General features: G+C 67.3%; 21 protein-coding genes, 3 tRNA genes and 1 other RNA gene. 16 read left to right on the forward strand and 9 right to left on the reverse strand.

Features of this window, described 5'->3' with window-relative positions:
- Positions 1 to 79: 79 nt before the first annotated feature.
- Together guaA and tadA are read left to right on the forward strand one after the other, a co-directional pair.
- The gene (guaA, locus tag SVA_RS07785; protein ID WP_096460698.1) at positions 80 to 1,654 is read left to right on the forward strand and encodes a glutamine-hydrolyzing GMP synthase; all 1,575 of its coding nucleotides are present in this window, start codon (positions 80 to 82) and stop codon (positions 1,652 to 1,654) included.
- Complete coding sequence (tadA, locus tag SVA_RS07790; protein ID WP_096460699.1) at positions 1,651 to 2,109, forward strand: tRNA adenosine(34) deaminase TadA; 459 nt, start codon at positions 1,651 to 1,653, stop codon at positions 2,107 to 2,109. The genes guaA and tadA overlap by 4 nt, the downstream gene beginning before the upstream one ends.
- Before the next feature lie 39 nt (positions 2,110 to 2,148).
- Here the strand turns inward: tadA and mltF are convergent, their stop codons facing one another.
- Positions 2,149 to 3,594 (reverse strand): membrane-bound lytic murein transglycosylase MltF, encoded by a 1,446-nt coding sequence (mltF, locus tag SVA_RS07795; protein WP_096460700.1) that lies wholly within the window; start codon positions 3,592 to 3,594, stop codon positions 2,149 to 2,151.
- A 190-nt stretch (positions 3,595 to 3,784) separates the two neighbouring features.
- Between mltF and SVA_RS07800 the strand changes: the two genes are divergently transcribed.
- Positions 3,785 to 3,874 (forward strand) — tRNA-Ser (locus SVA_RS07800).
- A gap of 284 nt (positions 3,875 to 4,158) precedes the next feature.
- Here SVA_RS07800 and SVA_RS07805 read toward each other — a convergent pair.
- Positions 4,159 to 5,031, reverse strand: coding sequence for a diiron oxygenase (locus SVA_RS07805; RefSeq protein ID WP_096460701.1), 873 nt, complete (start codon positions 5,029 to 5,031; stop codon positions 4,159 to 4,161).
- A gap of 138 nt (positions 5,032 to 5,169) precedes the next feature.
- Between SVA_RS07805 and SVA_RS19430 the strand changes: the two genes are divergently transcribed.
- From SVA_RS19430 to recR, 6 genes are all read left to right on the forward strand, one after another.
- Positions 5,170 to 5,333 (forward strand) — tRNA-Ser (locus SVA_RS19430).
- 56 nt (positions 5,334 to 5,389) lie between these two features.
- Positions 5,390 to 5,480: transfer RNA gene (locus SVA_RS07810), tRNA-Ser, on the forward strand.
- Positions 5,481 to 5,908: 428 nt separating this feature from the next.
- Positions 5,909 to 6,006, forward strand: an RNA gene (gene ffs / locus SVA_RS07815) — signal recognition particle sRNA small type.
- A gap of 36 nt (positions 6,007 to 6,042) precedes the next feature.
- Positions 6,043 to 7,665: a DNA polymerase III subunit gamma/tau gene (gene dnaX / locus SVA_RS07820; RefSeq protein WP_096460702.1), complete on the forward strand. Its 1,623-nt coding sequence runs from the start codon at positions 6,043 to 6,045 to the stop codon at positions 7,663 to 7,665.
- Positions 7,662 to 7,982, forward strand: a complete 321-nt coding sequence (locus tag SVA_RS07825; protein ID WP_096460703.1) for a YbaB/EbfC family nucleoid-associated protein — start codon at positions 7,662 to 7,664, stop codon at positions 7,980 to 7,982. The genes dnaX and SVA_RS07825 overlap by 4 nt, the downstream gene beginning before the upstream one ends.
- Positions 7,983 to 7,986: 4 nt before the next feature.
- Positions 7,987 to 8,583: a recombination mediator RecR gene (gene recR / locus SVA_RS07830; RefSeq protein ID WP_096460704.1), complete on the forward strand. Its 597-nt coding sequence runs from the start codon at positions 7,987 to 7,989 to the stop codon at positions 8,581 to 8,583.
- 12 nt (positions 8,584 to 8,595) lie between these two features.
- Here the strand turns inward: recR and SVA_RS07835 are convergent, their stop codons facing one another.
- From SVA_RS07835 to SVA_RS07850, 4 genes are read right to left on the reverse strand one after another with little or no spacing between them, the layout of a single operon-like run.
- Positions 8,596 to 9,351 (reverse strand): SDR family NAD(P)-dependent oxidoreductase, encoded by a 756-nt coding sequence (locus SVA_RS07835; RefSeq protein WP_096460705.1) that lies wholly within the window; start codon positions 9,349 to 9,351, stop codon positions 8,596 to 8,598.
- A gap of 22 nt (positions 9,352 to 9,373) precedes the next feature.
- Positions 9,374 to 9,709 carry a 4a-hydroxytetrahydrobiopterin dehydratase gene (locus tag SVA_RS07840; RefSeq protein ID WP_096460706.1) on the reverse strand — a complete coding sequence of 112 codons (336 nt, stop codon included), beginning with the start codon at positions 9,707 to 9,709 and terminating at the stop codon, positions 9,374 to 9,376.
- Positions 9,710 to 9,722: 13 nt separating this feature from the next.
- Positions 9,723 to 10,022 (reverse strand): c-type cytochrome, encoded by a 300-nt coding sequence (locus SVA_RS07845; RefSeq protein WP_096460707.1) that lies wholly within the window; start codon positions 10,020 to 10,022, stop codon positions 9,723 to 9,725.
- Between the two features lie 7 nt (positions 10,023 to 10,029).
- Entirely contained in the window at positions 10,030 to 11,274 is a 1,245-nt protein-coding gene (locus SVA_RS07850) for a M48 family metallopeptidase (RefSeq protein WP_096460708.1), read from the reverse strand.
- 53 nt (positions 11,275 to 11,327) lie between these two features.
- Here SVA_RS07850 and orn point away from each other — a divergent pair, with 53 nt between their 5' ends.
- The gene (gene orn, locus SVA_RS07855) at positions 11,328 to 11,897 is read left to right on the forward strand and encodes an oligoribonuclease (protein WP_096460709.1); all 570 of its coding nucleotides are present in this window, start codon (positions 11,328 to 11,330) and stop codon (positions 11,895 to 11,897) included.
- Positions 11,898 to 11,909: 12 nt separating this feature from the next.
- Complete coding sequence (locus tag SVA_RS07860; RefSeq protein ID WP_096460710.1) at positions 11,910 to 13,415, forward strand: Kelch repeat-containing protein; 1,506 nt, start codon at positions 11,910 to 11,912, stop codon at positions 13,413 to 13,415.
- On the opposite strand, the gene queG is transcribed toward SVA_RS07860, so the two are convergent.
- Positions 13,403 to 14,491: a tRNA epoxyqueuosine(34) reductase QueG gene (gene queG, locus SVA_RS07865; protein WP_096460711.1), complete on the reverse strand. Its 1,089-nt coding sequence runs from the start codon at positions 14,489 to 14,491 to the stop codon at positions 13,403 to 13,405. The two genes, SVA_RS07860 and queG, sit on opposite strands and share 13 nt — an antisense overlap.
- Positions 14,492 to 14,510: 19 nt before the next feature.
- On the opposite strand from queG, the gene SVA_RS07870 reads away from it, so the two are divergent.
- The 4 genes from SVA_RS07870 to SVA_RS07885 are packed head-to-tail and all read left to right on the forward strand — an operon-like array spanning position 14,511 to position 19,138.
- Positions 14,511 to 16,022 (forward strand): NAD(P)H-hydrate dehydratase, encoded by a 1,512-nt coding sequence (locus SVA_RS07870; RefSeq protein WP_096460712.1) that lies wholly within the window; start codon positions 14,511 to 14,513, stop codon positions 16,020 to 16,022.
- On the forward strand, positions 15,994 to 16,455 hold the full coding sequence (gene tsaE / locus SVA_RS07875) for a tRNA (adenosine(37)-N6)-threonylcarbamoyltransferase complex ATPase subunit type 1 TsaE (protein ID WP_096460713.1): 462 nt from the start codon (positions 15,994 to 15,996) through the stop codon (positions 16,453 to 16,455). Before SVA_RS07870 ends, tsaE begins: the two co-directional genes overlap by 29 nt.
- Positions 16,452 to 17,762 carry an N-acetylmuramoyl-L-alanine amidase gene (locus SVA_RS07880; protein ID WP_096460714.1) on the forward strand — a complete coding sequence of 437 codons (1,311 nt, stop codon included), beginning with the start codon at positions 16,452 to 16,454 and terminating at the stop codon, positions 17,760 to 17,762. Before tsaE ends, SVA_RS07880 begins: the two co-directional genes overlap by 4 nt.
- Positions 17,763 to 17,764: 2 nt before the next feature.
- Positions 17,765 to 19,138: a sodium-dependent transporter gene (locus tag SVA_RS07885; protein ID WP_096460715.1), complete on the forward strand. Its 1,374-nt coding sequence runs from the start codon at positions 17,765 to 17,767 to the stop codon at positions 19,136 to 19,138.
- A gap of 1 nt (position 19,139) precedes the next feature.
- Here SVA_RS07885 and glnD read toward each other — a convergent pair whose 3' ends face one another.
- Both glnD and map read right to left on the reverse strand, forming a co-directional pair.
- On the reverse strand, positions 19,140 to 21,833 hold the full coding sequence (gene glnD / locus SVA_RS07890; RefSeq protein WP_096460716.1) for a [protein-PII] uridylyltransferase: 2,694 nt from the start codon (positions 21,831 to 21,833) through the stop codon (positions 19,140 to 19,142).
- Entirely contained in the window at positions 21,833 to 22,600 is a 768-nt protein-coding gene (gene map, locus SVA_RS07895) for a type I methionyl aminopeptidase (RefSeq protein ID WP_096460717.1), read from the reverse strand. Before map ends, glnD begins: the two co-directional genes overlap by 1 nt.
- 298 nt (positions 22,601 to 22,898) lie before the next feature.
- Between map and rpsB the strand changes: the two genes are divergently transcribed.
- The gene (gene rpsB / locus SVA_RS07900) at positions 22,899 to 23,810 is read left to right on the forward strand and encodes a 30S ribosomal protein S2 (RefSeq protein ID WP_096462868.1); all 912 of its coding nucleotides are present in this window, start codon (positions 22,899 to 22,901) and stop codon (positions 23,808 to 23,810) included.
- Positions 23,811 to 23,837: the final 27 nt, after the last annotated feature.

Raw genomic sequence — 23,837 nt, forward strand, 5'->3', positions numbered from 1 at the left:
GTGCGGTCTGACGCGGACGGTCTCGCCCTTCGCGGTTCCGCATTCATTCCGTGTCCATCCGCGGTCGTCTTCTCCGGCCATGACCGATCCTCACTCACAGCGCATACTGATCCTGGATTTCGGATCGCAGTACACCCAGCTCATCGCACGACGCGTGCGCGAGGCCGGCGTGTACTGCGAGATCCACGCCTTCGACATCACGCCCGAAGCGCTGCGGGACTTCGCGCCCCGGGGGGTGATCCTCTCCGGTGGCCCGGAAACCGTGACGCTCGCGGAAACGCCGCGCGCGCCGGCCGCGGTCTTCGAGCTCGGCGTACCGGTGCTCGGCATCTGCTACGGCCAGCAGGCGATGGCGGCCCAGCTCGGCGGTCAGGTCGAGGGCTCGGACCACCGCGAGTTCGGCTACGCGCGCGTACGGATGCACGGACACTCCCGGCTGTTCCGCGGTCTGCGCGACGAGCGCGCGGACGACGGCGCGGAGTACCTGCACGTGTGGATGAGCCACGGCGACCGCGTGACGGCGCTGCCGCCCGGCTTCAGGATCATCGCGGAGACAGGCGCCGCCCCTTTCGCGGGCATCGCCGACGAATCGCGCGGTTTCTACGGCCTGCAGTTCCATCCCGAAGTGACGCACACGACGCAGGGGCGTGCGATCCTCCAGCGGTTCGTGCACGAGATCTGCGGCTGCGCGTCGCTCTGGACGCCGGGGAACATCGTCGACAGCATGGTCGAGAGCGTGCGCGCCCAGGTCGGCCGCGACGAGGTGATCCTCGGGCTGTCGGGCGGCGTGGACTCCTCGGTCGTCGCGGCGCTGCTGCACCGCGCGATCGGCAAGCAGCTCACCTGCATCTTCGTCGACAACGGGCTGCTGCGGCTGCACGAAGGGGATCAGGTGATGGACACGTTCGCGCGCCACATGGGGGTCAAGGTGATCCGGGTGGACGCGGCGGAGCGGTTTCTCTCGAAGCTCGCGGGGGTGGCCGACCCGGAGGAAAAGCGCAAGATCATCGGGCGCACCTTCATCGAGGTGTTCGAGGAGGAGGCGGCGAAGATCGCGAACGCGCGCTGGCTCGCGCAGGGGACGATCTATCCCGACGTCATCGAGTCGGCGGCGGCGAAGACGCGCAAGGCGCACGTCATAAAGTCGCACCACAACGTGGGCGGCCTGCCGGAGCGCATGAAGCTCAAGCTGCTCGAGCCGCTGCGCGAGCTGTTCAAGGACGAGGTGCGCCGCATCGGCGAGGAGCTCGGCCTTCCGCACCAGATGATCTACCGGCATCCCTTCCCAGGCCCGGGCCTCGGCGTGCGGATTCTCGGCGAGGTCAGGAGAGAGTACGCGGACATCCTGCGCAAGGCCGACGCGATCTTCCTCGAGGAGCTCTATCGCCACGAGCTCTACGAGAAGATCAGCCAGGCGTTCGCCGTCTTCCTGCCCGTGCGATCCGTCGCCGTGCTCGGCGACGCACGTGCCTACGACTACGTGGTCGCGCTGCGGGCGGTCGAGACGGTGGACTTCATGACCGCCAACTGGGCGCATATCCCCTACGAGATCCTCGCCGGGATCTCGAACCGCATCATCAACGAGGTGCGCGGGGTGTCGCGCGTCGTCTACGACATTTCCGGCAAGCCGCCCGCCACCATCGAGTGGGAATGAGCGTCGGCCTCGACGACGAGCGCTGGATGCGGCGCGCGCTGGAACTGGCCGGCGAGGCCGAGGCGCGGGGCGAGGTGCCCATCGGCGCGGTGGTGGTGAAGGACGGCGAACGGATCGGGGAGGGCTGGAACCGCCCGATCGGCGCATGCGACCCGACGGCGCATGCCGAGATTGTCGCGCTGCGCGAGGCGGCGGCGCGGCTCCGCAACTACCGGCTTCCCGGCAGCACCCTTTACGTCACCCTCGAACCGTGTGCCATGTGCGCCGGCGCCATCGTGCATGCGCGGGTAATGCGGGTGGTCTATGGAGCGCCGGACCCGCGGGCGGGAGCGGCCGGGTCGGTCTACAACCTCATCCAGTCCCGAGAGCTGAATCACAGGGCGGAAGTGCAGGGCGGTTTCCTGGAAGAGGACTGCAGCGCCCTGCTGCGCGCCTTCTTCAGGGCCAGACGCTGACCGGGCGCGCACGATGGCCAGCGAGGACGATCGGTCGACTCATATGGCCGGCGCCTGCAGTTTGATGGCCTCGGTCGTCTGCTCGGCCCGTTTTTCCTCGTCGATCTTCACGAGCACGTCGTAATACGTGCGCACACGATTGACGTAGCGCACCGGCTCGATACCGCGCGCGTACCCGTATTTCACCGTGGTGTACCACCTCGGATTGGCGAGCAGCGGCAGCCGTTCCTTGACGTCCGTCCACTTGTCCGGATCGCCGCCCTGGCGCTGCGTCAGGATGCGGGCGTCTTCCACGTGATAGAAACCCACGTTGTAAGCGGCGAGCGCAAACCAGAGGCGGTCGGGACCGGTGATGCGAGCGGGAATACGGTCGAGCATCTGCTTGAGGTACCGGGCGCCGCCGTCGATGCTCTCGGCCACGTCCTCGCGGTTCTTGACCCCCAGTTGCCCGGCCGTGTCGCGCGTGAGCATCATGAACCCCCGCACGCCGGTCGGCGAGACGACACCCGGATCCCAGTACGATTCCTGATAGGCGAGAGCGGCGAGGAGGCGCCAGTCGAGACCGTGACGGCGCGCACTCTCCTCGAGCTGCTGCTGGTACAGCGGCAGGCGATTTTGTATGCGCAGCCGGTACACGGTCAGGTTGATGAAGTTGGAGCGGCTGGCCGCTCCGTAATAGCGTTCGATCAGCTGCGCCAGCAGGCCGGACGCGCGACGGTTCTCGATGAATTTCGAGGCGGCGTCGTAGAGGCTGGTGTCGTCCGAGCGTGGAAACGCCCACGCGAGCCGTTCCGTGCCCGGAAGGCTGAAGGCGACCTGGAGCTCCGGAAAGAACTGACTGTTGACCGCGACGATATTCGAATCGGCGATGGTGAGGTCCAGGAGACCTTCCCACACCATCTGCAGCAGCTCCTCGGTCTGCCTGTCGTGGCTCTCGATCCACCGGAGATCGGGGTACGTCCGCTTGAGCTCATTGAGCCGCTCTATGTAACTGGTCCCGGCATGCACTTCGATCTCGCGGCCGAGGAGATCCGGCACCTGCGCAGGGCGCGGGCTGCCGAGGCGGTACACCACCTGCTGGCGGGTTTCCTGGTAGGGCGGCGTGAAGCGCACGAGCGCGCGGCGTGTCTCCGTGTCACCGAGCCCAGCCGCGGCGAAGTCCGCGTCGCCGGCCAGGAGTCGCGGAAGGACGTCGGCGAAGCGATCGACCACGACCACCCGAAGCTCGACGCCCAGTTCGCTGGCGAATTCCTTCGCGAGGTCGTACTCGAAGCCGGCGGGACCCTCCGGGTTGTCGTAGTAGGTGGTGGCGCTGGCGTAGGTGACGACGCGAAGCTCGCCGTCCTGCTGCACCGCCTCGAGCCGGTTTGACGGTGGGTTCGAGCATGCGGCGAAAAGCGCAAGCGCGAAGAGGGCCGCCCACCCGGTAAACCGCCGTCGCAGCGATCCCTGCCCCGAATGGACTATGCGCTTCGGGTGCCTCATGCCCGGAAGCCTAGCGCCGGCCCCGGCGCTTGTCACGGCAAGACGTTGAAGCGCCTGCGTTTCATATTGTTAAGGAGGCATACTTTCCGTAAGCTACACGCCCCCTGAAACCGGGCAAGCGGCGGCAGGAAGCCGAACTGGGGGGCGGGACAGGGACGTTACCCGGCACGCAGCGAGTGAAGACGCGACCGGAGAGGTGGCCGAGTGGTTGAAGGCGCTGGTCTCGAAAACCAGTATGCGGGTAACCGCATCGAGGGTTCGAATCCCTCCCTCTCCGCCATACAAAAAGTGAAAGGGGCCACTCGGCCCCTTTCACTTTTGTAAGGAGGGGGCGGCCCGATGAGACCCCTCGGTTCGACAAATCGGCAGGACTGCCGATTTGGACGCCGTCGCGCGCGACGGCGCCCGAAGGGCGAGGGCGCAGGACGCGCCCGAGTCGATCTCTCCCTCTCCACCATAAAAGAGTGAAGGGGCCGGCAGGCCTCTTTTACGTTGTATGGCGAGGGAACCCGACACGAATCGTCGGTTTCGGAGACTTTCACCTTTGGCGACAGGTCCCGTTCTTCATTTCCGCCATCGCACGTCGAAACCCCGTTCTCGCAACAGCTGCAGTGTCGGCCCCACGCAGGACTCGATGAAAGCGAGATGGTGCGCGTTCTTGCGCGCGGCGGCGAGCCAGCGGCGACCCGGACCGAGTCCGGCCAGCTCGTACACCGGTGCGGCCGGGTAGTAGAAGACCGAAACGAACTGCCGGAGGAGACGCTGTATCACGGTGCGCACGCCGACGCTTCGCCACGGCCTCACGTCTTTCAATCTCTCGTCGATCAGCTGCCGGGCGTAGTTGATGTGACGGGCCTCGTCGATCATGTGCGCCGTGCTCATGTCGACGACAACCGGACACACGGCCTGGCCGTGACGCCGGATATAGCGGTTCAGCCGGTCGGGAATCTCCTCGCCGATCAGCACCGCGAGCCAGAAAGCCAGGGACTCGAGAGGGGCGTAGCGACCGAAGAGATGTGCGAGCGGCACCGACCGACGACAATGGGCCGGAATGTAGAGCCCGCTTCGTTCCATCAGCTCGAGAAACATGAGGCTGTGGCCTGCTTCCTCGCGCAACTCGTGCAGCCGGTACCGGAGCGCGACGCGATCGGGCGAGCGGTGGGCCAGCGAGCGCGCGATGCGCTCCATGAACATGCCCTCGAGCCAGAGACCGGCTTCCAGGAAGTTGAGGAACTCGTACTGCGAAAGGCGAATGCGCTGCAGCTCGGGTAACTGCATGAACTCGGGCAGGCCATGGAGCGACAGGGCTTCCGGGGGCAACCAGTACTGGTCGACCCGCAGGCGGTCCCACCGAACGCGGCCCACCGGGTCGTGGTAGGGCGTGCTGGACTGCGCAAGGTGCGCCGTGAGGTCGTCCGACGAGGGAAAGCGGGACATTCCTGTTCAAGGCCGTCGACGTCACGCTAGTCTAGCGTCGGGTTTTGCGGGGGTCCACGCATCGCCGCCGTCACTCCTCGCGGCACATCGGCTTCATTGCACGGCGATTGCACGTGGTTTAACCTTCCGCCCCTTCCCGGAGAGGTGTCCGAGCGGTTTAAGGAGCACGCCTGGAAAGTGTGTGTACGGCAAAACCGTACCGAGGGTTCGACAAAATCGCCGGGAGCGATTTTGGACGCCGCGCAGCGGCGGCCCCGAAGGGGCGAGGCGCAGGGATGCGCCGGGCAATCCCTCCCTCGACACCTCTTCGCCTTAATTGCACGGTGCGTGCACGTGGTTTAACCTTCCGCCGCTTCCCGGAGAGGTGTCCGAGCGGTTTAAGGAGCACGCCTGGAAAGTGTGTGTACGGCAAAACCGTACCGAGGGTTCGAATCCCTCCCTCTCCGCCATACAAAAGTGAAAGGGGCCACTCGGCCCCTTTCACTTTTGTACGGAGGGGGCGGCCCGATGAGAACCCTCGGTTCGACAAATCGGCAGGATTGCCGATTTGGGCGCCGTCGCGCGCGACGGCGCCCGAAGGGCGAGGGCGCAGGACGCGCCCGAGTCAATCCCTCCCTCTCCGCCATACAAAAAGTGAAAGGGGCCACTCGGCCCCTTTCACTTTTGTAAGGAGGGGGCGGCCCGATGAGAACCCTAGGTTCGACAACATCGCCGGGAGCGATTTTGGACGCCGCGTAGCGGCGGCCCCGAAGGGGCGAGGCGCAGGGATGCGCCGAGCAATCCCTCCCTCTCCGCCATTGCAGTACTCGCCCGTTATGTCGCCAATGCTCCGCCCCCATCGTCGACATGTTAAACTGCCCCTTCTTATGGCGGCGAGGGCCGGTCCCCCCGGTGACGGGGAGCTGTGAACCCGGTCAGGTCCGGAAGGAAGCAGCCGCAGCAGCCGACCCGGGTACCGGGGTGCGGCTGGCTTGAGCCGCCACCCGAATTGAAAGGTTTCTTCGAGATCCGATGAGCTATCAGGTGCTGGCACGCAAGTGGCGCCCGCGTACCTTCGCGGAGCTCGTCGGCCAATCCCACGTCGTCCGTCCGCTGGTCAACGCGCTCGAGCGCGATCGCCTGCATCACGCGTTTCTGTTCACCGGTACGCGGGGCGTCGGCAAGACGACCATCGCGCGGATCCTCGCGAAGTCGCTCAACTGCGAGACCGGCGTGACCTCGCAGCCGTGCGGGAAGTGCAGTGCCTGCGTCGAAGTGGACGAAGGCAGGTTCATCGATCTGCTCGAGGTCGACGCGGCCTCGCGCACCAAGGTCGACGACACGCGCGAGCTGCTCGAAAACGTCCAGTACGCGCCGACGCGCGGCCGCTACAAGGTGTACCTCATCGACGAGGTGCACATGTTGTCGGGCCACAGCTTCAACGCGCTCTTGAAGACGCTGGAAGAGCCGCCGCCCCACGTGAAGTTCCTGCTGGCGACTACCGATCCGCAGAAGCTTCCGGTGACGGTACTGTCCCGCTGCCTGCAGTTCAGCCTCAAGCGCCTCTCGCCGGACGAGATTGCAGCGCAGTTGGAGAAGATCCTCGAAGCCGAAACCATCGCTCACGACCGCGATTCGATACGGTTGCTCGCGCGCGCCGCCGACGGCAGCATGCGGGACGGGCTCTCTCTGCTCGACCAGGCGATCGCCTTTGGCGGCGGCCAGCTCAACGAAGCGGACGTGCGCGCGATGCTCGGCACCATCGACCAGGACGCGATCGACCGGGTGCTGAGCGCCCTGTCGGCAGGCGAAGCCCGGGAGCTCCTGGCGGTCGTGCGGGACGTGGCGGATCACGGGATCGACTGCACGGGGCTGCTCGACGAGATGCTCATGGCGCTGCACCGCATCGCGCTTCTCCAGGCCGACCCGTCGCTGGTCGCCGAGGATGAGGCCGAGCGGCTGCGTCCGCACGCCGCCGCCATCGGCCCCGAAGACGTCCAGCTTTATTACCAGATCGGCCTGCTCGGGTGCCGGGATCTACCGCTCGCCACCGACCCGCGTACGGGCGTCGAGATGACCCTCCTGCGCATGCTCGCGTTTCGTCCGGCGCCGGCCTCCGCCGGACCCGAGAGGTCGCAAGCGGGCGAGGGCGGGCGGAACACGAGGGCCGACCTTGCGCGCGCGCCGGCCACCGCGCCGTCGGTCTCGAGCGCGACTCGGCCGTCACCCTCCACGCCGGCCGAATCGCCGGTCGTGGCCACGACCGGCGACTGGGCGGCCATTGTCGAGGCGCTCGGACTCGCCGGGCTCGTGCGCGAGCTCGCGAACAACACCGCGCCCGAGACGCTGTCGAACGAGATGGTCAGTCTGGTGCTCGACGAAAGCTGCGGGCAATTCCTCAGCAAGGACCGCGAAGCCAGCCTGAAGCAGGCGCTCGATCGGCACTTCGGGCAAAGCGTCAGGCTTTCGATCCGCGTCGGGAAACCGCCCGCCGAAACCCCGGCGCAACAGCGGGCGCGCTCGCGCGACGAGCGCCAGCAGGCGGCCGTCGAGGCGATCAACAGCGATCCAAACGTGCGCGCGCTGCGGGAGAAGTTCAACGCGCGCGTCAACCCCGATACCATCAAACCGGCAGGCACGGCGAGGCAGTCATGAAAGGCGGACTCGGCAATCTCATGAAGCAGGCGCAGGCGATGCAGGAGAACCTGCGCAAGGCCCAGGAAGAGCTTGCGTCGATCGAAGTCACCGGCAACGCCGGTGGGGGGATGGTGAGCATCACGATGACCTGCCGCTACGACGTCAAGCGCGTGCAGATCGATCCTTCGCTCCTGAGCGACGACAAGGAGGTCCTGGAGGACCTCGTCGCCGCGGCGATGAACGACGCGGTGCGCAAGGTCGAGAAGGCGACGCAGGAGAAGATGGCGGGACTGAGCGCAGGACTGAACATCCCGGGACTCAAGCTCCCATTCTGAAATCATGAGTGACATTCCTGCCCTCGAGGCCCTCAAGCAGGCGCTGCGCCGGCTGCCCGGCGTCGGCCCGAAGAGCGCGCAGCGCATGGCCTTCCACCTGCTCGAGCGGGACCGCGAAGGCGCGCGCCGGATCGCGCAGGCGCTCAGCGAGGCCGTCGAGCGTGTTATCCGCTGTCGCCGGTGCAACAACTTCAGCGAGTCGGAGCTGTGCGACATCTGCAGCTCGCCGCGCCGCGACGGCTCGCTGCTGTGCATCGTGGAGTCGCCCTCGGACCTGATCTCGCTCGACCAGTCGGGCGTGTACAACGGGCTCTACTTCGTGCTGATGGGCCGTCTCTCGCCGCTCGACGGCATCGGTCCGGAGGACATCGGGATCCCGCGGCTCGAGGCGCTGCTGGACGAAGGCGGGGTCAAGGAGGTCGTGCTCGCGACGAATCTGACGGTCGAAGGCGAAGCGACCGCGCACTACATCGGCGAGCTCGTGCGCCAGCGCAACATCAAGGCGACGCGCATCGCCTACGGTGTCCCCATCGGCGGCGAGCTGGAGTATACCGACCGCATGACCCTCGCCCGCGCCCTGAGCGGCCGGCGCGAGGCGTAGCCGCGCACCGGTCTAGACATAGACCATCTTGCGCGTCATTCCCCCGTCCAGCACGAAGTTGGCGCCGGTTACGAATCCCGCTTCGGTCGAAACAAGATAGGCGACGGCCGCGGCCACGTCTTCGGGGCGACCGACGCGGCCGGCCGGATGCTGCCGCTGATCCTCGGCGCCGATGGCGGACGGCTTGCGGACGCTCTTCTTTTTCCATGCACTGACGTCGATCCAGCCCGGGCTCACGCAGTTCACACGCACGTCGGGGCCAAGGCTCAGCGCCAGCGCGTGGGTCAGGGCGACGATTCCGCCCTTCGACGCGGCATAGGCCTCCGCGCCCGGGATCGACATCAGCGCGTGGGTGGAAGCGATGTTGACGACCGCGCCCCTGGCCCGCCGCAGGTGCGGCTCGGCGTACTTGGCGCAGAGAAAGGCGCCGGTGAGGTTCGTATCGAGGATGTGGCGCCATTCCGCGAGGCTCACCTCCGCGAGCGGCTTGAAGCGCGTTGTGCCCGCATTGTTGACGAGCACGTCGAGTCGCGTGTAGCGCGCCAGCACCGCCTCGATACAGCGCTGCACGTCCTCCTCCCGACCGACGTCGCCGGGCACGTAGAATACCGGTCCGCGCTCGCCGAGCTCGGCGGCCGTTTCGCGGCCGGCCTCTTGGTCGAAATCAAGCATGGCGACGCGCAGCCCGTCGTGCAGAAAGCGCTCGGCGATCCCGCGCCCAATGCCCTGGGCCCCGCCCGTGATCAGTGCGACGCGTGCCTCGGCCATGGCGCCTCCGTGCGCAACCGGTCTATTCGCCGATCAGATCGTTGACCTTCGCCGCACAGATGAAATCGTTCATCGACAGGCCCTTGATCGCGTGCGTCGTGTAGCGCACGCGGCAGCGCTTGTAGCCGACCTCGAGATCCGGGTGATGGTCTTCCTTGTGCGCCACCCAGGCGAGGGCGTTCACGAACGCCATGGTCTCGTAGAAGTTCTTGAAGCTGTACGTCCGGCTGATCTCCGTCGCCGGGTCGTTGAGCGTCCAGCCTCTGGCCTGGCTCAACAGGTTCTGCGCCGCGGTCCTGTCCAGCGGATCGACGCCGCCCTCGCACGGTTTGCAGTGCTCTTGCTTGAGATCTGACATGACGGTCTCCGTCTTATTCGAACTTGTAGTACGCCTGGTTCAGGTACTGCACGAGATCGTTCATCTGCTCGCGGCTCAGCTTGCCGCCGAGATTGCGGTTGCAGAATTCGACCTGGCCGATCAAGCCCTCGACGCTCTTTACGCGGCGGTTCGCGCGCGTGTACACGCTGCTGTCATGGCAGGCGGTGCATTGCGCGTCGTGCAGCGACTTTCCCCGACCGGCGTCGCCGGGCAGCAGGGCTGACGAAAACACGGCGGGCGGAAGAAAGAGAACCGCGAGGGCCAGCGTCGTGGCGACTGGAAGAACGCGCATGCGGACCTCAGGCGGCCTTGCCGAGCAGGTGGGCGATGCGCGCCGCCGCCGGGGGGTGCGAGTCGTAAAACGCCGAATGCAGCGGATCGGGCGTGAGCGTCGCGGCGTTATCCTTGTAGAGCTTCACCAGCGCGTTGATGAGGGCCTGTACGTCGCTTTCGCGCGCGGCGAAGGCGTCGGCCTCGTACTCATGGCGGCGCGAGCTGCGCGCGAGAAGCGGGCTGAGGAAGAACGTGAAAACGGGCCCGACGAGCAGGAACAGGGCGAGCGCCGCGTGATTGGAAGGATGCGAGACGCCGAGGCCGCCGTAGAACCACGGCTGCCCGATCAACCAGCCGAGCAGGGCGAGCGCGGCGAGGCCGACGAGCGCCATGAGCAGCAGGCGCTTCGCGATGTGCTTGAGCTTGAAGTGACCGAGCTCGTGCGCGACGACGGCCTCGACCTCCTTCTCGTCGAGAATGTCGAGCAGGCTGTCGAAGAACACCACGCGCTTGGCGCGGCCGAAGCCGGTGAAGAAAGCGTTGCCGTGCGCGGTGCGCCGCGAGCTGTCCATGACGAAAATGCCTTCGCTCCGAAACCCCGTGCGCTCGAGCAGGGACTGCAACCGGCTGCGCAGCGCATCGCGCTCCAGCGGCTTGAAGCGGTTGAAAAGCGGCGCGATGAGAGCGGGATAGGCCCAGACCATGAACAGGCTGAAGCCCATCCACAGCGCCCAGACGTAGAGCCACCAGCGGGAGCCCATCGCCTGCATGAGCCAGAGCGCCGCGGCGGCAAGCGGTGCGCCGAGAACGAGACCGAGCAGGAACTTCTTGAGCAGGTCGCTCGCGAACAGGGCCGGTGTGGAGCGGTTGAAGCCGAAACGCTGCTCGATCACGAAGGTCCGGTAAAGACTGAGGGGGAGCTCCAGCAGGCCGAGGATCACGAAAAGGCTCACCAGATACAACGTGCCGACGGCGATCTCCGCGTCCAGCAGCGCGCGCCAGAATCGATCGAGGAGGGAGAGCCCGCCGCCCACCGTGAGCACGAGCAGCAGCACCGCGCCGTAGGCGTCGTCGATCTGCCCGAGACGCGTGCGCGCGACCGTGTAGTCGGCGGCCTTGCGGTGCGCATCCAGGGGAATGCGGCCCTCGAAGGTGCCCGGCACGGACTGACGACGGGCCTCCACATGGCGGATGTGCCGCCATGCCAGCCACAGCTGGGTCGCGAGCATCAGTCCCAGAACCGCGAGGAAGATCGACGTGAACGTATTCATAAAGAAGCGGTGTTATGATCCGTTTTGACCTAGTTTAACCCTGGAGTTTCAGGATGTCCCAAACGCGTTACGGCGGGCTCGACCCGCACGCGCTGATCTGGATTGACTTAGAGATGACGGGGTTAAATCCGGAACGGGATCGCATCATCGAGATGGCCACCATCGTCACCGACGCGGCCCTCAACGTCGTCGCGGAAGGGCCGGTGATCGCGGTCCACCAGCCGAGCGAACTGCTCGATGCCATGGACGACTGGAACCGGCGCACGCACGGCGCGAGCGGCCTGATCGACCGAGTCAAGGCGTCCGCCGTCGACGAAAGGGAGGCCGAGCGGCTGTCCCTGGAGTTCCTCGGCCGGTACGTCTCGAAGAACCGCTCCCCGATGTGCGGCAACAGCATCTGCCAGGACCGGCGTTTCCTCGCCCGGTACATGCCGGAGCTGGAAGCCTGGTTTCACTACCGGAATCTCGACGTCAGTACCCTCAAGGAACTGGCCGCGCGCTGGCGTCCCGACCTGGCCGGCGGGCTCGTCAAGAAGAATACCCATCGTGCGCTGGATGACATCAGGGAATCGATCGAGGAACTGCGCTACTATCGCGACCGGTTCCTCCGGGTCGAGAAGTAATGGGAGGGCTCCATGCGGCGTTCGGAAGCGCCCAGAGCAGCGTGCCTCGGCACCTTGCTGATCCTCGCCGCATGCGGCAGCAACGGGAGCGGCGACGGGAGCGTACCAGGCAGCGGTAGCGGGAGCGGCACCGGCGGCGGCAGCGAGCCGGATACCACTCCGCCCCGCGTGATCGAAACCGACCCTCCTGCCGACGTCGTCGGCGTGCCCCTGGACCACACTCTGTCGGCTACCTTCAGCGAGGTCATCGACGCGGGGACCGTCGATGAGACACGCTTCGGTCTGAGCGCAAGCGGCGTACCGGTCCCCGGTGCCGTCGCGACCAGCGGTCGGAGCGTGCGCTTCAACCCGACGCAACCGCTGGCGCGCTCGACCGCCTACACTGCCGTGCTCAGCGGGGCGATCAGCGACCGCGCGGGCAATCCGCTCGGCGAGGACGTCACCTGGAACTTCGTCGCTGAAACGGACGCGTGGCGAGCGACATCCACCGCATCGGCGCCCGAGGGCCGCACCCGCCACACCGCGGTGTGGACGGGGAGCGAGATGATCGCGTGGGGCGGCGAAACGACGAACGGGCGGCTCACGAACACCGGCGGACGATACGAACCGGTGAACGATATCTGGGCGCCCACTCCGCAAACCGGCGCGCCCTTGGCGCGTCGCGACCACACCGCGGTATGGACCGGGACCGAGATGATCGTCTGGGGCGGCGAGATCGACCTCGGCCAAGTGACGAACACCGGAGCGCGTCACCTACCCGGGAGCGCCGGTTGGGCGGCGACCGCCGACGCTCCCCTGAGCGGCGTGCCGTTGCCCCGTCGACACCATACCGCCGTCTGGACGGGAACCGAAATGATCGTGTGGGGCGGCGAGACGGGGGGCAACCAGCTCACCAACACCGGCGGGTTGTATCGGCCGGATCAATGGACTCCGACCGCGCACGGCGCGGGCTCCCGCGCGCCGTTTCCCCGCCGGCATCACAGCGCCGTCTGGACCGGCGAAGAAATGATCGTATGGGGCGGCGAGATAACGGGAGGACAGCTGACGAACACCGGGGGGCGTTATCGACCGAGTACGAACACCTGGTCTGAAATTCCGGTAACGAATGCACCGCTGGCCCGCCGCGATCATACGGCGGTGTGGACCGGATCGGAGATGGTCGTGTGGGGAGGAACCGGCGATTTCGGGATGTTGCAGGACGGTGCGCGCTATGACCCGGGCACGAACACCTGGACCCTGATCCCGACGACCGACGCGCCGACGTCCCGGGCGGCTCACACGTTCGTCTGGACGGGCTACGAGATGATCGTATGGGGCGGGCGTGATTCCTTCGACGGGCTGAGCGGCGGGCGGTATCGACCGCTCGCGAACGTCTGGCGAGAAACGGCCATCCCGAATGCGCCGCTGGCGCGAACCGATCACACCGCGGTGTGGACAGGCAGCGAGATGATCGTCTGGGGCGGACGGAGAAGCGACACGCTCGAACCGACGAGCTCCGGCGGTCGTTACGCGCCCTGACCGAGCCGCGCGAGCGCCCATTGCACGTGCTCGCGAACGAGTTCCGAGGGGTGGTGGGAACGCGAGCGCAGTGCGGCGACGACGTCCTCCGTCGCGCGCGCATTGCCCAAGGCGACCGCAATGTTCCGCAGCCACCCTTCGTAGCCCGTGCGCCGGATCGCGCTTCCCTCGGTTCGCTTCAGGAACTCGTCTTCGGTCCACGCGAACAGGTCGACGAGCCGCCGCGCATCGAGGCCGTGGCGCGGCGCGAAGTCGCTCTCGCCGGTGATGCGCCCGAAGCGGTTCCAGGGACACACGAGCTGGCAGTCGTCGCAGCCGAAGATCCGGTTGCCGATCAGCGGCCGAAGCTCCTCCGGAATCGATCCGCGCAGCTCGATCGTGAGGTACGAGATGCAACGACGGGCATCGAGCCGGTATGGCGCGACGATCGCCCGCGTCGGGCAGACATCGAGGCAGGCGCGGCAGGTACCGCAGTGATTGGCGGCCGGCTCGTCGATCGGAAGCGGCAGGTCGGTATAGATCTCGCCGAGGAAGAACCACGAACCGGCCTCGCGGTTGATCAAATTCGTGTGCTTTCCGATCCAGCCCAGGCCCGCTTTCTCGGCGATCGCCTTTTCGAGCACGGGGGCGCTGTCGGTGAACACGCGATACCGGAAACCACCGACCCGGGCCTCGATGCGTTCGGCGAGCTTCTGGAGCCGGGCGCGCAGGACGCGGTGATAGTCGCGGCCGAGGGCGTAGCGCGAGACGAAGGCGGCGACCGGGTCCTCGAGCACCGATCGGGCGGGTGCGGCCGCGGGAAGATAGTCGAGGCGCGCGGAGATCACGCGCAGCGTGCCGGGGACGAGCTCGTCGGGGCGGCTGCGCCGCGTCCCGTGCGCACCCATCCAGGCCATCTCGCCATGCCACCCGCGCCCGAGCCAGTCGAGGAGATGCGCTTCGGCCTCCGTCAGATCGGTGTCGGTGATGCCGATGTGCTGAAAGCCGAGCTCCCGCCCCCAGCCCTTAATCATGCGGGCGAGCTCGCCCGGGTCGGGCCCGATGCGGCGCGTTCCGGCGTCGTTCGCGGTCTCCATAAGCCCTATCATATTACTTATGGCGAAGCTGCTCCGACCCGAGTACCTGTACACGGCCGCGCAGGTGCGCGAGATCGACCGGCAGGCCGTCGAGCTCGAAGGCATTCCGGCGGGCACCCTCATGGCGAGGGCGGGGGAGGCCACGCTGGCCCTGTTGCGCACGCTCTGGCCGCGCGCCCGACGTCCGGTCGCGGTCTGCGGGAGCGGGAACAACGGGGGCGACGGATACGTCCTGGCTCGCCGGGCGAAGGAGGCGGGCCTCGCCCCGCTCGTGCTCGCCGTCGGGCGCCCCGACCAGGGCGCGGCGCGCGCGGCCTTCGAGGCCTGCGCTCAGGCCGGCGTCGAGATCCGGGATTTCGATCGCGGCGTGCCCGATGACGCCGACGCGATCGTCGACGCGCTGCTGGGGACGGGACTGACGCGGGACGTCGGAGGGGCTCATCTGGCCGCCATTGCGGCGATCAACCGTGCCGCGCGCCCGGTCCTCGCCGTCGATGTTCCGTCCGGACTCAACGCCGACACGGGTGGCGTGATGGGTGCCGGCGTCCGGGCCGATGCGACGATGACGTTCATCGGCGCCAAGGTCGGGCTCTATACGGGAGCAGGACCGGAACTGGCCGGCCGGATCTACCTGGATGACCTCGACGTACCGGACGCGGTTTACGCCGCGACGACTCCGGCCGCCCGACGCATTGCGTTCGAATGGCTGGCCACGCTGTTCCGCCCGCGTGCGCGCCACGGTCACAAGGGCGACTACGGGCGCGTACTGGTGGTCGGAGGCGGCGAGACCATGCCGGGCGCAGCGCGACTCTGCGGCGAGGCGGCCTGCCGCGCGGGCGCCGGGCTCGTGACCGTCGCCGCACATCCATCCAGCGTGGCTGCGGTGGCGGCCGCGCGCGCCGAGCTGATCGTGCACGGCGTCGCGCAGCCGGCGGATCTCGCGCCGTTGGTGCGAGCGGCGGACGTGATCGCGATCGGCCCCGGGCTGGGCCGCGACGTCTGGGCGCAACGCCTGTTCGGCGCCGTACTGGACGCGCGTCGGCCGCTCGTCGTCGACGCGGACGCGTTGAATCTCCTCGCGGCGGAGCTGCAGGAACGCGCGGACTGGATACTCACGCCGCATCCCGGCGAGGCGGCGAGGTTGCTCGATTGCGCCGCCCGGGAAGTGCAGGCCGATCGAATGGGCGCAACCCGTGCGCTCGCCGGGCGTTTCGGCGGCGTGGTGGTGCTGAAGGGCGCGGGCACGCTCGTCGCCGGAAACGCGAAGGACCCGATCGCGCTCTGCGATCGAGGGAACCCCGGCATGGCGAGCGGAGGCATGGGAGACCTGCTGACGGGTGTGCTGGCGGGACTGGCGGCGCAGGGCATGGGGCTCTACGAAGCGGCCTGCGCGGGCGTTTGGGCGCACGCCGCAGCGGGCGACGACGCGGCCCGCGGCGGCGAAGCGGGACTTCTCGCCTCCGATCTCCTCCCGTATCTGCGTGCGCGATTGCACTCGCTCCATGTCGACGGTCTCCCTCCATCTCGCTGACGAAGCGGCGACGGAGCGTCTCGGCGCCAGGCTCGCCGCGGCGCTTCCGGGTATTCGGCTCGTGTATGTCCGCGGCCCGCTCGGCGCGGGCAAGACGACTCTGGTCCGCGGGATGCTGCGCGCGTTGGGCCACGAGGGTCCGGTGAAGAGTCCGACGTTCACTCTGGTGGAGCCGTACGCCCTGGATGGCTACCGGCTCCATCACTTCGATCTCTACCGGCTGGAAAACCCCAAAGAGCTGGAGTTCTTGGGCATGCGCGACTACCTTCAAGGCAATGACGTCTGTGTGGTCGAGTGGCCCGAACGCGCGGGCGGCGTTTTGCCTCCCCCCGACCTTGACGTTATGATTCTGCTCAACAATAACCGGGGACGCAGCGTGCACCTGGAGGCGCATACCCAAGCCGGCGAAGCGCTGCTCGGCGAATTGAGATGAATGTCCCGGCCCGCGTCCTCGGCGCCGTTCTCCTCCTTCTGGTCTTCTTCGCCCCGGCCCACGCGGCGGTGTCGGTACAGAACCTCCGGCAGTGGCGCGCCCCCGATCATACCCGCCTGGTCCTCGACGTCAGCGGTCCGGTCGAGCACCGCCTGTTCACGCTCTCCGACCCGCATCGCATCGTGGTGGACCTGGAAGACGCCGTGCTCGGCGGCGAGCTGCCCGTGCTCGACGCGAGCGGCCCGCTCCTCGCGGCGCTGCGTACCGGCCGTCCGGATCCGGGCACGCTGCGCATCGTCCTCGATCTGAAGACGGAGGCGCGACCGCGGAGCTTCCTGCTCAAGCCGGCGGGACAGTACGGCCACCGTCTGGTGATCGACCTCCACGACCTGAAGGCCGAGGCGGTCGCCACCGCATCCACGGCGCCCGACCGGCGGACGGCGCGCCAGGCGGGGCCGCGCAACTTCGTGATCGCGATCGACGCCGGTCACGGCGGCGAGGACCCGGGCGCCGTCGGCAGGCGCTATCGCACCTTCGAGAAGACGGTCACTCTCGCCGTCGCGCGCGAGCTCGCACGCCGCATGGCGAAAGATCCGACGATGCGCCCGGTGCTGATCCGCGACGGGGACTACTACGTGGGCCTGTCCGATCGTTTCAAGAAGGCGCGCGACCATCGCGCGGATGTCTTTGTCTCGATCCATGCGGACGCCGTTCCCGGACGACAGGCGTCGGGTTCTTCCGTTTACGCGCTCTCCGAGAAAGGCGCAACCGACGCGATGGCAAGGTTCATCGCCGACAAGGAGAATGCCTCGGATCTCATCGGCGGCGTGAGCCTCAACGACAAGGACGACCTGCTCGCGAAAGTGCTGCTCGATCTCTCCCACACCAAGACGATCCACGACAGCCTCTCGCTCGGCGACGATCTGCTGACCGAGCTCAAACGTGTGGGGCCGGTGCACCATCAACGCGTTCGGCAGGCGGGCTTCATGGTGCTCAAGGCGCCGGACATCCCGTCGGTGCTGGTCGAAGTGGCCTTTATCTCCAATCCGACCGAAGAGAAGAAGCTTCGCACCGCGGGTTTCCAGCGGCGGTTGGCCGAAGGAATTTATCGAGGTCTCAAGCGGTTCGTCGCGCGCCTGCCGGACGAGCCGTCGCCCGCGGTCGCGGCCGCCCGCCATCACGTCGTGCGGCCCGGGGAAACGCTGGCGAGCATCGCGCGCCGGTACGAGGTGCAGGCGGAAGTTCTGCGTTTCGCAAACGAGCTCAGCCGGGAACCGAGCGCGGGGACGCGGTTGCTCATTCCCTGACGATGACCGTGCGGCGCACCTCGATCCACGGCGAGTGGTCTTCGCGCTGGGCGTTCATCCTGGCGGCCGCCGGCTCGGCCATCGGGTTGGGCAACATCTGGAAGTTCCCCTACCTCGCGGGCGAGTACGGCGGCGGGGCCTTTGTGCTCGTTTACCTTCTCGCCGTGGGGATCGTGGGTCTGCCCATCATGATCGCCGAGATCCTGCTCGGGCGACGGGGGCGCCAGAGTCCCATCAACACCATGCGGACGCTCGCCGCAGAGGAAGGGCGGAGTCCGCACTGGCAGTGGCTGGGCTGGATGGGCGTGCTCGCGGGCTTCCTGATCCTCTCTTACTACAGCGTCATTGGCGGCTGGACCTTCGCCTACGTCGTCCGGATGGCGGGCGGCCTCTTCGCCGGGGCCACGACCGGGACCGTCGACGCCGCCTTCAGCGCGCTCGTCTCCGACCCCGAGCGGCTGCTCGCCTGGCACACGCTGTTCATGATCATGACGATGATCGTGGTTGCGCGCGGGGTAAAGAGCGGCCTCGAGCGAGCCGTGCGCTTCATGATGCCGGCGCTGTTCCTGATCCTGCTGCTTCTGGTCGGCTACTCCATGAACACGGGCTATTTCACGGAGGGGCTTCGCTTCCTGTTCGCGCCCGACTTTGCGCGGTTGACCGGAGCCGGCGTGCTCGCGGCGATGGGCCAGGCGTTCTTCAGCCTGAGTCTCGGGATGGGGGCGATCATGGTGTACGGGTCGTACCTGCCGCACACGGCTTCGATTCCGCGCTCCGCGATACAGGTCGCCGCCGCGGACACGACCGTCGCGCTGCTCGCCGGTGTCGCGATCTTTCCCATCATTTTCGCGAACGGCCTCGACCCGGCCCAGGGTGCCGGCCTCGCGTTCAAGTCCCTGCCGCTCGCCTTCGGACAGATGCCCGGCGGGAGCCTCTTTGGCGCGCTGTTCTTCGCGCTGCTCGTGTTCGCCGCCTGGACGTCGGCCATCTCGCTGGTCGAGCCGGCCGTGGCTTATCTCGTGGAGAACCGCGGCATGAATCGCGTGCGGGCTTGCGCGTGGGTAGGCGTCACCGTCTGGTTCCTGGGGCTCGGCACCGTCTTTTCCTTCAATTTGTGGTCGGGGGCGACGCTGTTCGGGCTCAACTTCTTCGAAGCCCTGGATTTCCTGACGTCCAACGTGATGCTGCCGCTGGGCGGGCTGCTGATCGCGGTGTTCGCCGCGTGGCGCATGTCGCGGAAGTCCACCGAGAGCGAGCTGGATGCGGGTCCCACGGGGTACCGGCTGTGGTGGGTGCTGGTCCGTTACGTGACGCCCGTCGCCGTGTTCATCGTGCTGCTGCACGTCACCGGACTGCTCGGGCGCCTGGTGGGCTGAGTCAGAAGCCGACCGACGCGGGCGTGGCGTCCGCGGCCGCCTGGCCGAGACGCCGGTAGATCTCGCGGGACAGACAATCGAGCTGCGCCTGATCGGTGATCGGGCGGCGGTCGCGCGTGTTGATGAAGAACACGTCCTCGGCGCGCTCGCCGTAGGTCGACACCTTCGCGGCGATGAGGTTCACGTTGCAGTGGGAGAGCGCGAGCGCGACCTGGTAGAGCAGCCCGGGCCGATCCTGTGCCGTCACTTCCATGACGGTCTGCTCACCCTTGAGCGAGGAACTGAATGCCACGCGCGTCTCGGTCGGAAAATGCTTCAGCGTGCGCGCGAGGTGCACCTGCCGCGGATCGCGCCCCGGACGCGGGTTAAGCATGTGCTCCCGCATCGCCCGTTGCAGCTCGAGGAGGGCCCGCGGCTCCTGGATCGCATCGCCGGCATGGTCGAGGACCACGAAGGTGTCGAGGGCGAACCCGGCCCGCGTGGTGTGAATCCGGGCGTCCACGATGCTCAGGTTCATGCGGTCGAAACCGCTCGTGAGGATGACGAAGAGATCCGGGCGATCCGGCGTGTAGATCAGGAACTCCGTGCCGCCGATCTCCGGTCCGTAGCGCGTCCCGACGACGGGCCATTCGGCGGTGCTCGCCGCCCGGATGATCTCCTGCACCTGCCAGGCGAGGCTTTCGGCGTCGTAGCGCAAGAAGTAGTCGGGGCCGAAGTCCTGCCAGCAGCGCTGCGCGACCTCCTCGGGAATGCCGCTCGGCTCGAGGAGCGCCAGCGCCTCGGCCTTGAGGTCGGCCACGTGGGCGTCGAGATCGACCGGCGTCGCGAGCCCGCGGTCCAGGACGCGCGACGTCGCGGCGTAGAGCTGTGCGAGCAGGCGCCCCTTCCACGCGTTCCACACCTGCGGGCTCGTTCCGCGCATGTCGGCCACGGTCAGGAGGTAGAGGCTGTCGAGATGCTCCTGGTCCCCGACCTGGCGCGCGAACGCGAGCACCACGTCCGGGTCGGAGATGTCCTGGTGCTGGGCGGTCCAGGACATGAGCAGGTGGTGGCGCACGAGCCACGAGACGAAACGCGTGTCGTAGTCGCTCAGGTTGTGCAGTCGGCAGAACGCCTCCGCCTCGCGCGCGCCGAGCGTGGAGTGGTCCCCGCCACGTCCCTTGGCGATGTCGTGGAACAGCGCCGCGAGGTAGAGGCGCTCCGGCTTGAACACCCGCTCGATCAGCTCGCTCGCGAGCGGAAACTCGTGGCGGAACTCCGGCACCGTGAAGCGGCGCAGGTTGCGGATGACGAACAGGGTGTGCTGGTCGACCGTGTAGACGTGGAAGAGGTCGTGCTGCATCTGGCCGACGATGCGCCCGAAGACCGGGATGTACGCCCCGAGCACCCCGTACGCGTTCATGCGACGCAGCTCGTGCGTGATGCCGCGGCGCTGACGCAGGATCTCCATGAACAGGCTGCGGCACCCGAGGTCCCTGCGGAAGCGATGGTCGATCCGGTCGAGGTTTGCGCGCAGCAGACGGATCGCGTTTGCCCGGACGCCCTTGAGCTTCGGCTGCTGCTGCAGGACCAGAAACAGTTCGAGCATCGCGTAGGGCGCGTGCTCGAACACGCGGGGGTGCGTCACGTCGAGGAAACCGTTCACCGAGCGGAAGCGCCGATTGATCGGCGTCGCCTTGGCGCGCCCGCGCGCGAGCATCGCTTCCTGGAAATGCTGCAGAAGGATCTCGTTCAGGAGCGAGAGCTCCTTCACCGTGCGGTAGTACCGCTTCATGAACTGCTCGACCGCGAGGATGCCGGGGCGGTCGACGTAGCCGAACTGGCGCGCGAGCGCGCGCTGGTGATCGAACAGGAGCCGGTCCTCCCGGCGCCCGGCGAGGTAATGGAGCCCGCAGCGCACCCGCCAGAGAAAATTGCGGCATTGCACGAGGGCGCGATACTCCTCCTCGCTCAGGAACTCGAGCTCCACGAGGTCGTGCAGCGAGGTCGTGTCGAAGTGCCGCTGGGTGACCCACGCGATCGTCTGGATGTCGCGCAGCCCGCCGGGACCTTCCTTGATGTTGGGCTCGAGGTTGTAGCCCGTGTCGTCGAAGCGCCGGTGGCGCGCGCGCTGCTCCTCGAGCTTCGCCTTGAAGAAGCGCGCCGAAGGCCAGATGCGCGTGGCGTGGGTGAGCGTGCGCATGCGCTCGAAGAGCATCGGATCCCCGTGGAGCAGGCGCGTCTCCATGAGGTTCGTGGCGACAGTGATGTCCTTCTTCGCCTCGCGCACGCACTCCTTCAGGTTGCGGACCGAATGCCCGACGTCGAGGCCGACGTCCCACAGGAAGCGCAGCAGCTCCTCGACGAAATCGCGCACCCGCTCGGCGTGGCTCTTTTCGAGCAGGATCAGAATGTCGATGTCGGACGCGGGATGCAGCTCGCCCCGTCCGTAGCCGCCCGCCGCGACGAGCGCGACCGGCACGTCGACGGGCCGGCGGGACAGATGCCAGCGCCAGGCGCGCACGAGCAGGGCATCGACCAGGGCCGCGTGCGTGCGCACGATCGTGGGCGCCGCCGCGTGGCCGAGATAGGCCTCCTTCAGCGCGGCACGGCCGCTCGCAAGCGCGGACTGGAAGAGGGGAAGCGGGTGATCGGTGTGCGCGAGGGCGGCGTCGAACTCGCGGGCTTTGAAGATCGCTTCCTTGCCGACGTGCATCAGGCCGCTTCGCCGGGCGCGAGCGTGAGAATCTCGCAACCGGTGCCGGTCACCAGGACCGTGTGTTCCCACTGCGCCGACAGGGAGTGGTCGCGCGTCACCACCGTCCAATTGTCCGGCATGAGCTTCACGTCGGGCGCGCCGGCGTTCACCATGGGTTCGATGGTGAAGGTCATGCCCGGGACGATCTCCATCCCCGTGCCGGGCCGCCCGTAGTGGAGGACCTGCGGGTCCTCGTGGAATTCCCTGCCGATTCCGTGGCCGCAGTACTCACGCACGATCGAGAACCCATGGCGTTCGGCATGGGCCTGGATGGCATGCCCGATGTCGCCCAGTCGCGCGCCCGGCCGCACCTGCTCGATCCCGCGGTGCAGGCACTCCTTCGTGATCTGCACCAGCCGCCGGGCCTGGATGGACGGCTCGTCGACGAAGAACATCCGGCTCGTGTCGCCGTGGTAGCCGTCCTTGATCACGGTAATGTCGATGTTGACGATGTCGCCCTTCTTGAGGCGCTTTTCGCCAGGGATGCCGTGGCACACCTGGTGGTTGACCGAGGTGCAGATCGACTTGGGGAAACCCTTGTAATTCAGGGGGGCAGGCACGGCCTGCTGCACGTTCACGATGTAGTCGTGACAGATGCGGTCGAGCTCGCCCGTGGTCACGCCGGGCCGGACGTGGGGCTCGATCATCCTCAGGACCTCCGCCGCGAGGCGTCCGGCCAGGCGCATCTTTTCGATCTCCTCGGGGGTCTTGATGGTCACGGGCATGAAAACGGGTCGAGGCTGCGGTCGTTGCGGGCGCCGTTATTGTCAGCGATCGAGAATCATTAAAAAAGGCCGCCGATGCTGGCCTGAACCCCTTGAATACATTGTTTTTCCGAAAGCGCCTGTGGTATAAGAGCGGGCCTGAAACGGCACGTCCCTGTGCCTGGCCCGGGCGGATGCAAGCCGTCGGTACGCATTCCGCCCATTTAACCAACCCTCACATGGGTCGTCACGCGCGTCCGGGTGCTCCGAAAGGGGTTGACGCGCGGGGCCCATGGCGGAAAAACCCGAAGGAGACGCGATGAGCGCTGTGACCATGCGCCAGATGCTGGAGGCCGGCGTGCATTTCGGCCACCAGACCCGCTTCTGGCACCCCAAGATGCGCCCCTATATTTTCGGGGAGCGCAACAAGATCCACATCATCAACCTCGAGAAGACGCTGCCGCTCTTCAACGAGGCGATGGACTTCCTGCGAAAGCTGGCGGCGAACAAGGGCACCATCCTGTTCGTCGGGACCAAGCGCCAGGCCCAGGACATCGTCCGTGACGAGGCCATCCGCGCCGGTTGCCCCTACGTCAACGACCGCTGGCTCGGCGGCATGCTCACCAACTACCGTACGATCCGCCGCTCGATCGAGCGGCTGAAACTCCTCGAGAGCACGCTCGCCGACGAGGCGAGCCGCACCAAGCTCACCAAGAAGGAACTGCTCAACCTCGACCGCGAGCGCGAGAAGCTCGAGCGCAGCCTGGGCGGGATCAAGGACATGCCGGGGCTTCCCGACTGCCTGTTCGTCATCGACGTCGGGCACGAGTACATCGCCGTGTCCGAGGCCAACAAGCTGAACATACCGGTGGTCGGCATCGTCGACTCCAACTGCAAGCCCGACGGGGTCGACTACGTGGTGCCGGGAAACGACGACGCGATCCGTGCCATCCGCCTTTACGCGAGCGCGGCCGCGGAGGCGATCGTCGAGGGCCGCAGCACCGCCGAGATCGCGCTTGCGTCCGATGACGAGGAGTTCGTGGAGGTCAGCGAGGACGCGAAGGTGAAGATCGCGCCCAAGCGGCGCGCGCCGACCCGTGCGGAGGCGGCCGCCGAGGTGGAGGCCGACGAGGCCGCGGCCGTCGCGCCGGCAGCCAAGCCGAAGAAGGCCGTGCGCGGGAAGCCGCGCGCCGCCGGAACCAAGAAGCCGGCCGCCGAGGAAGGCGCCTGATCCACACCCGCGCCGCGCTCGCGCGGC

Source organism: Sulfurifustis variabilis (genome assembly GCF_002355415.1).
GTDB lineage: Bacteria > Pseudomonadota > Gammaproteobacteria > Acidiferrobacterales > Sulfurifustaceae > Sulfurifustis > Sulfurifustis variabilis.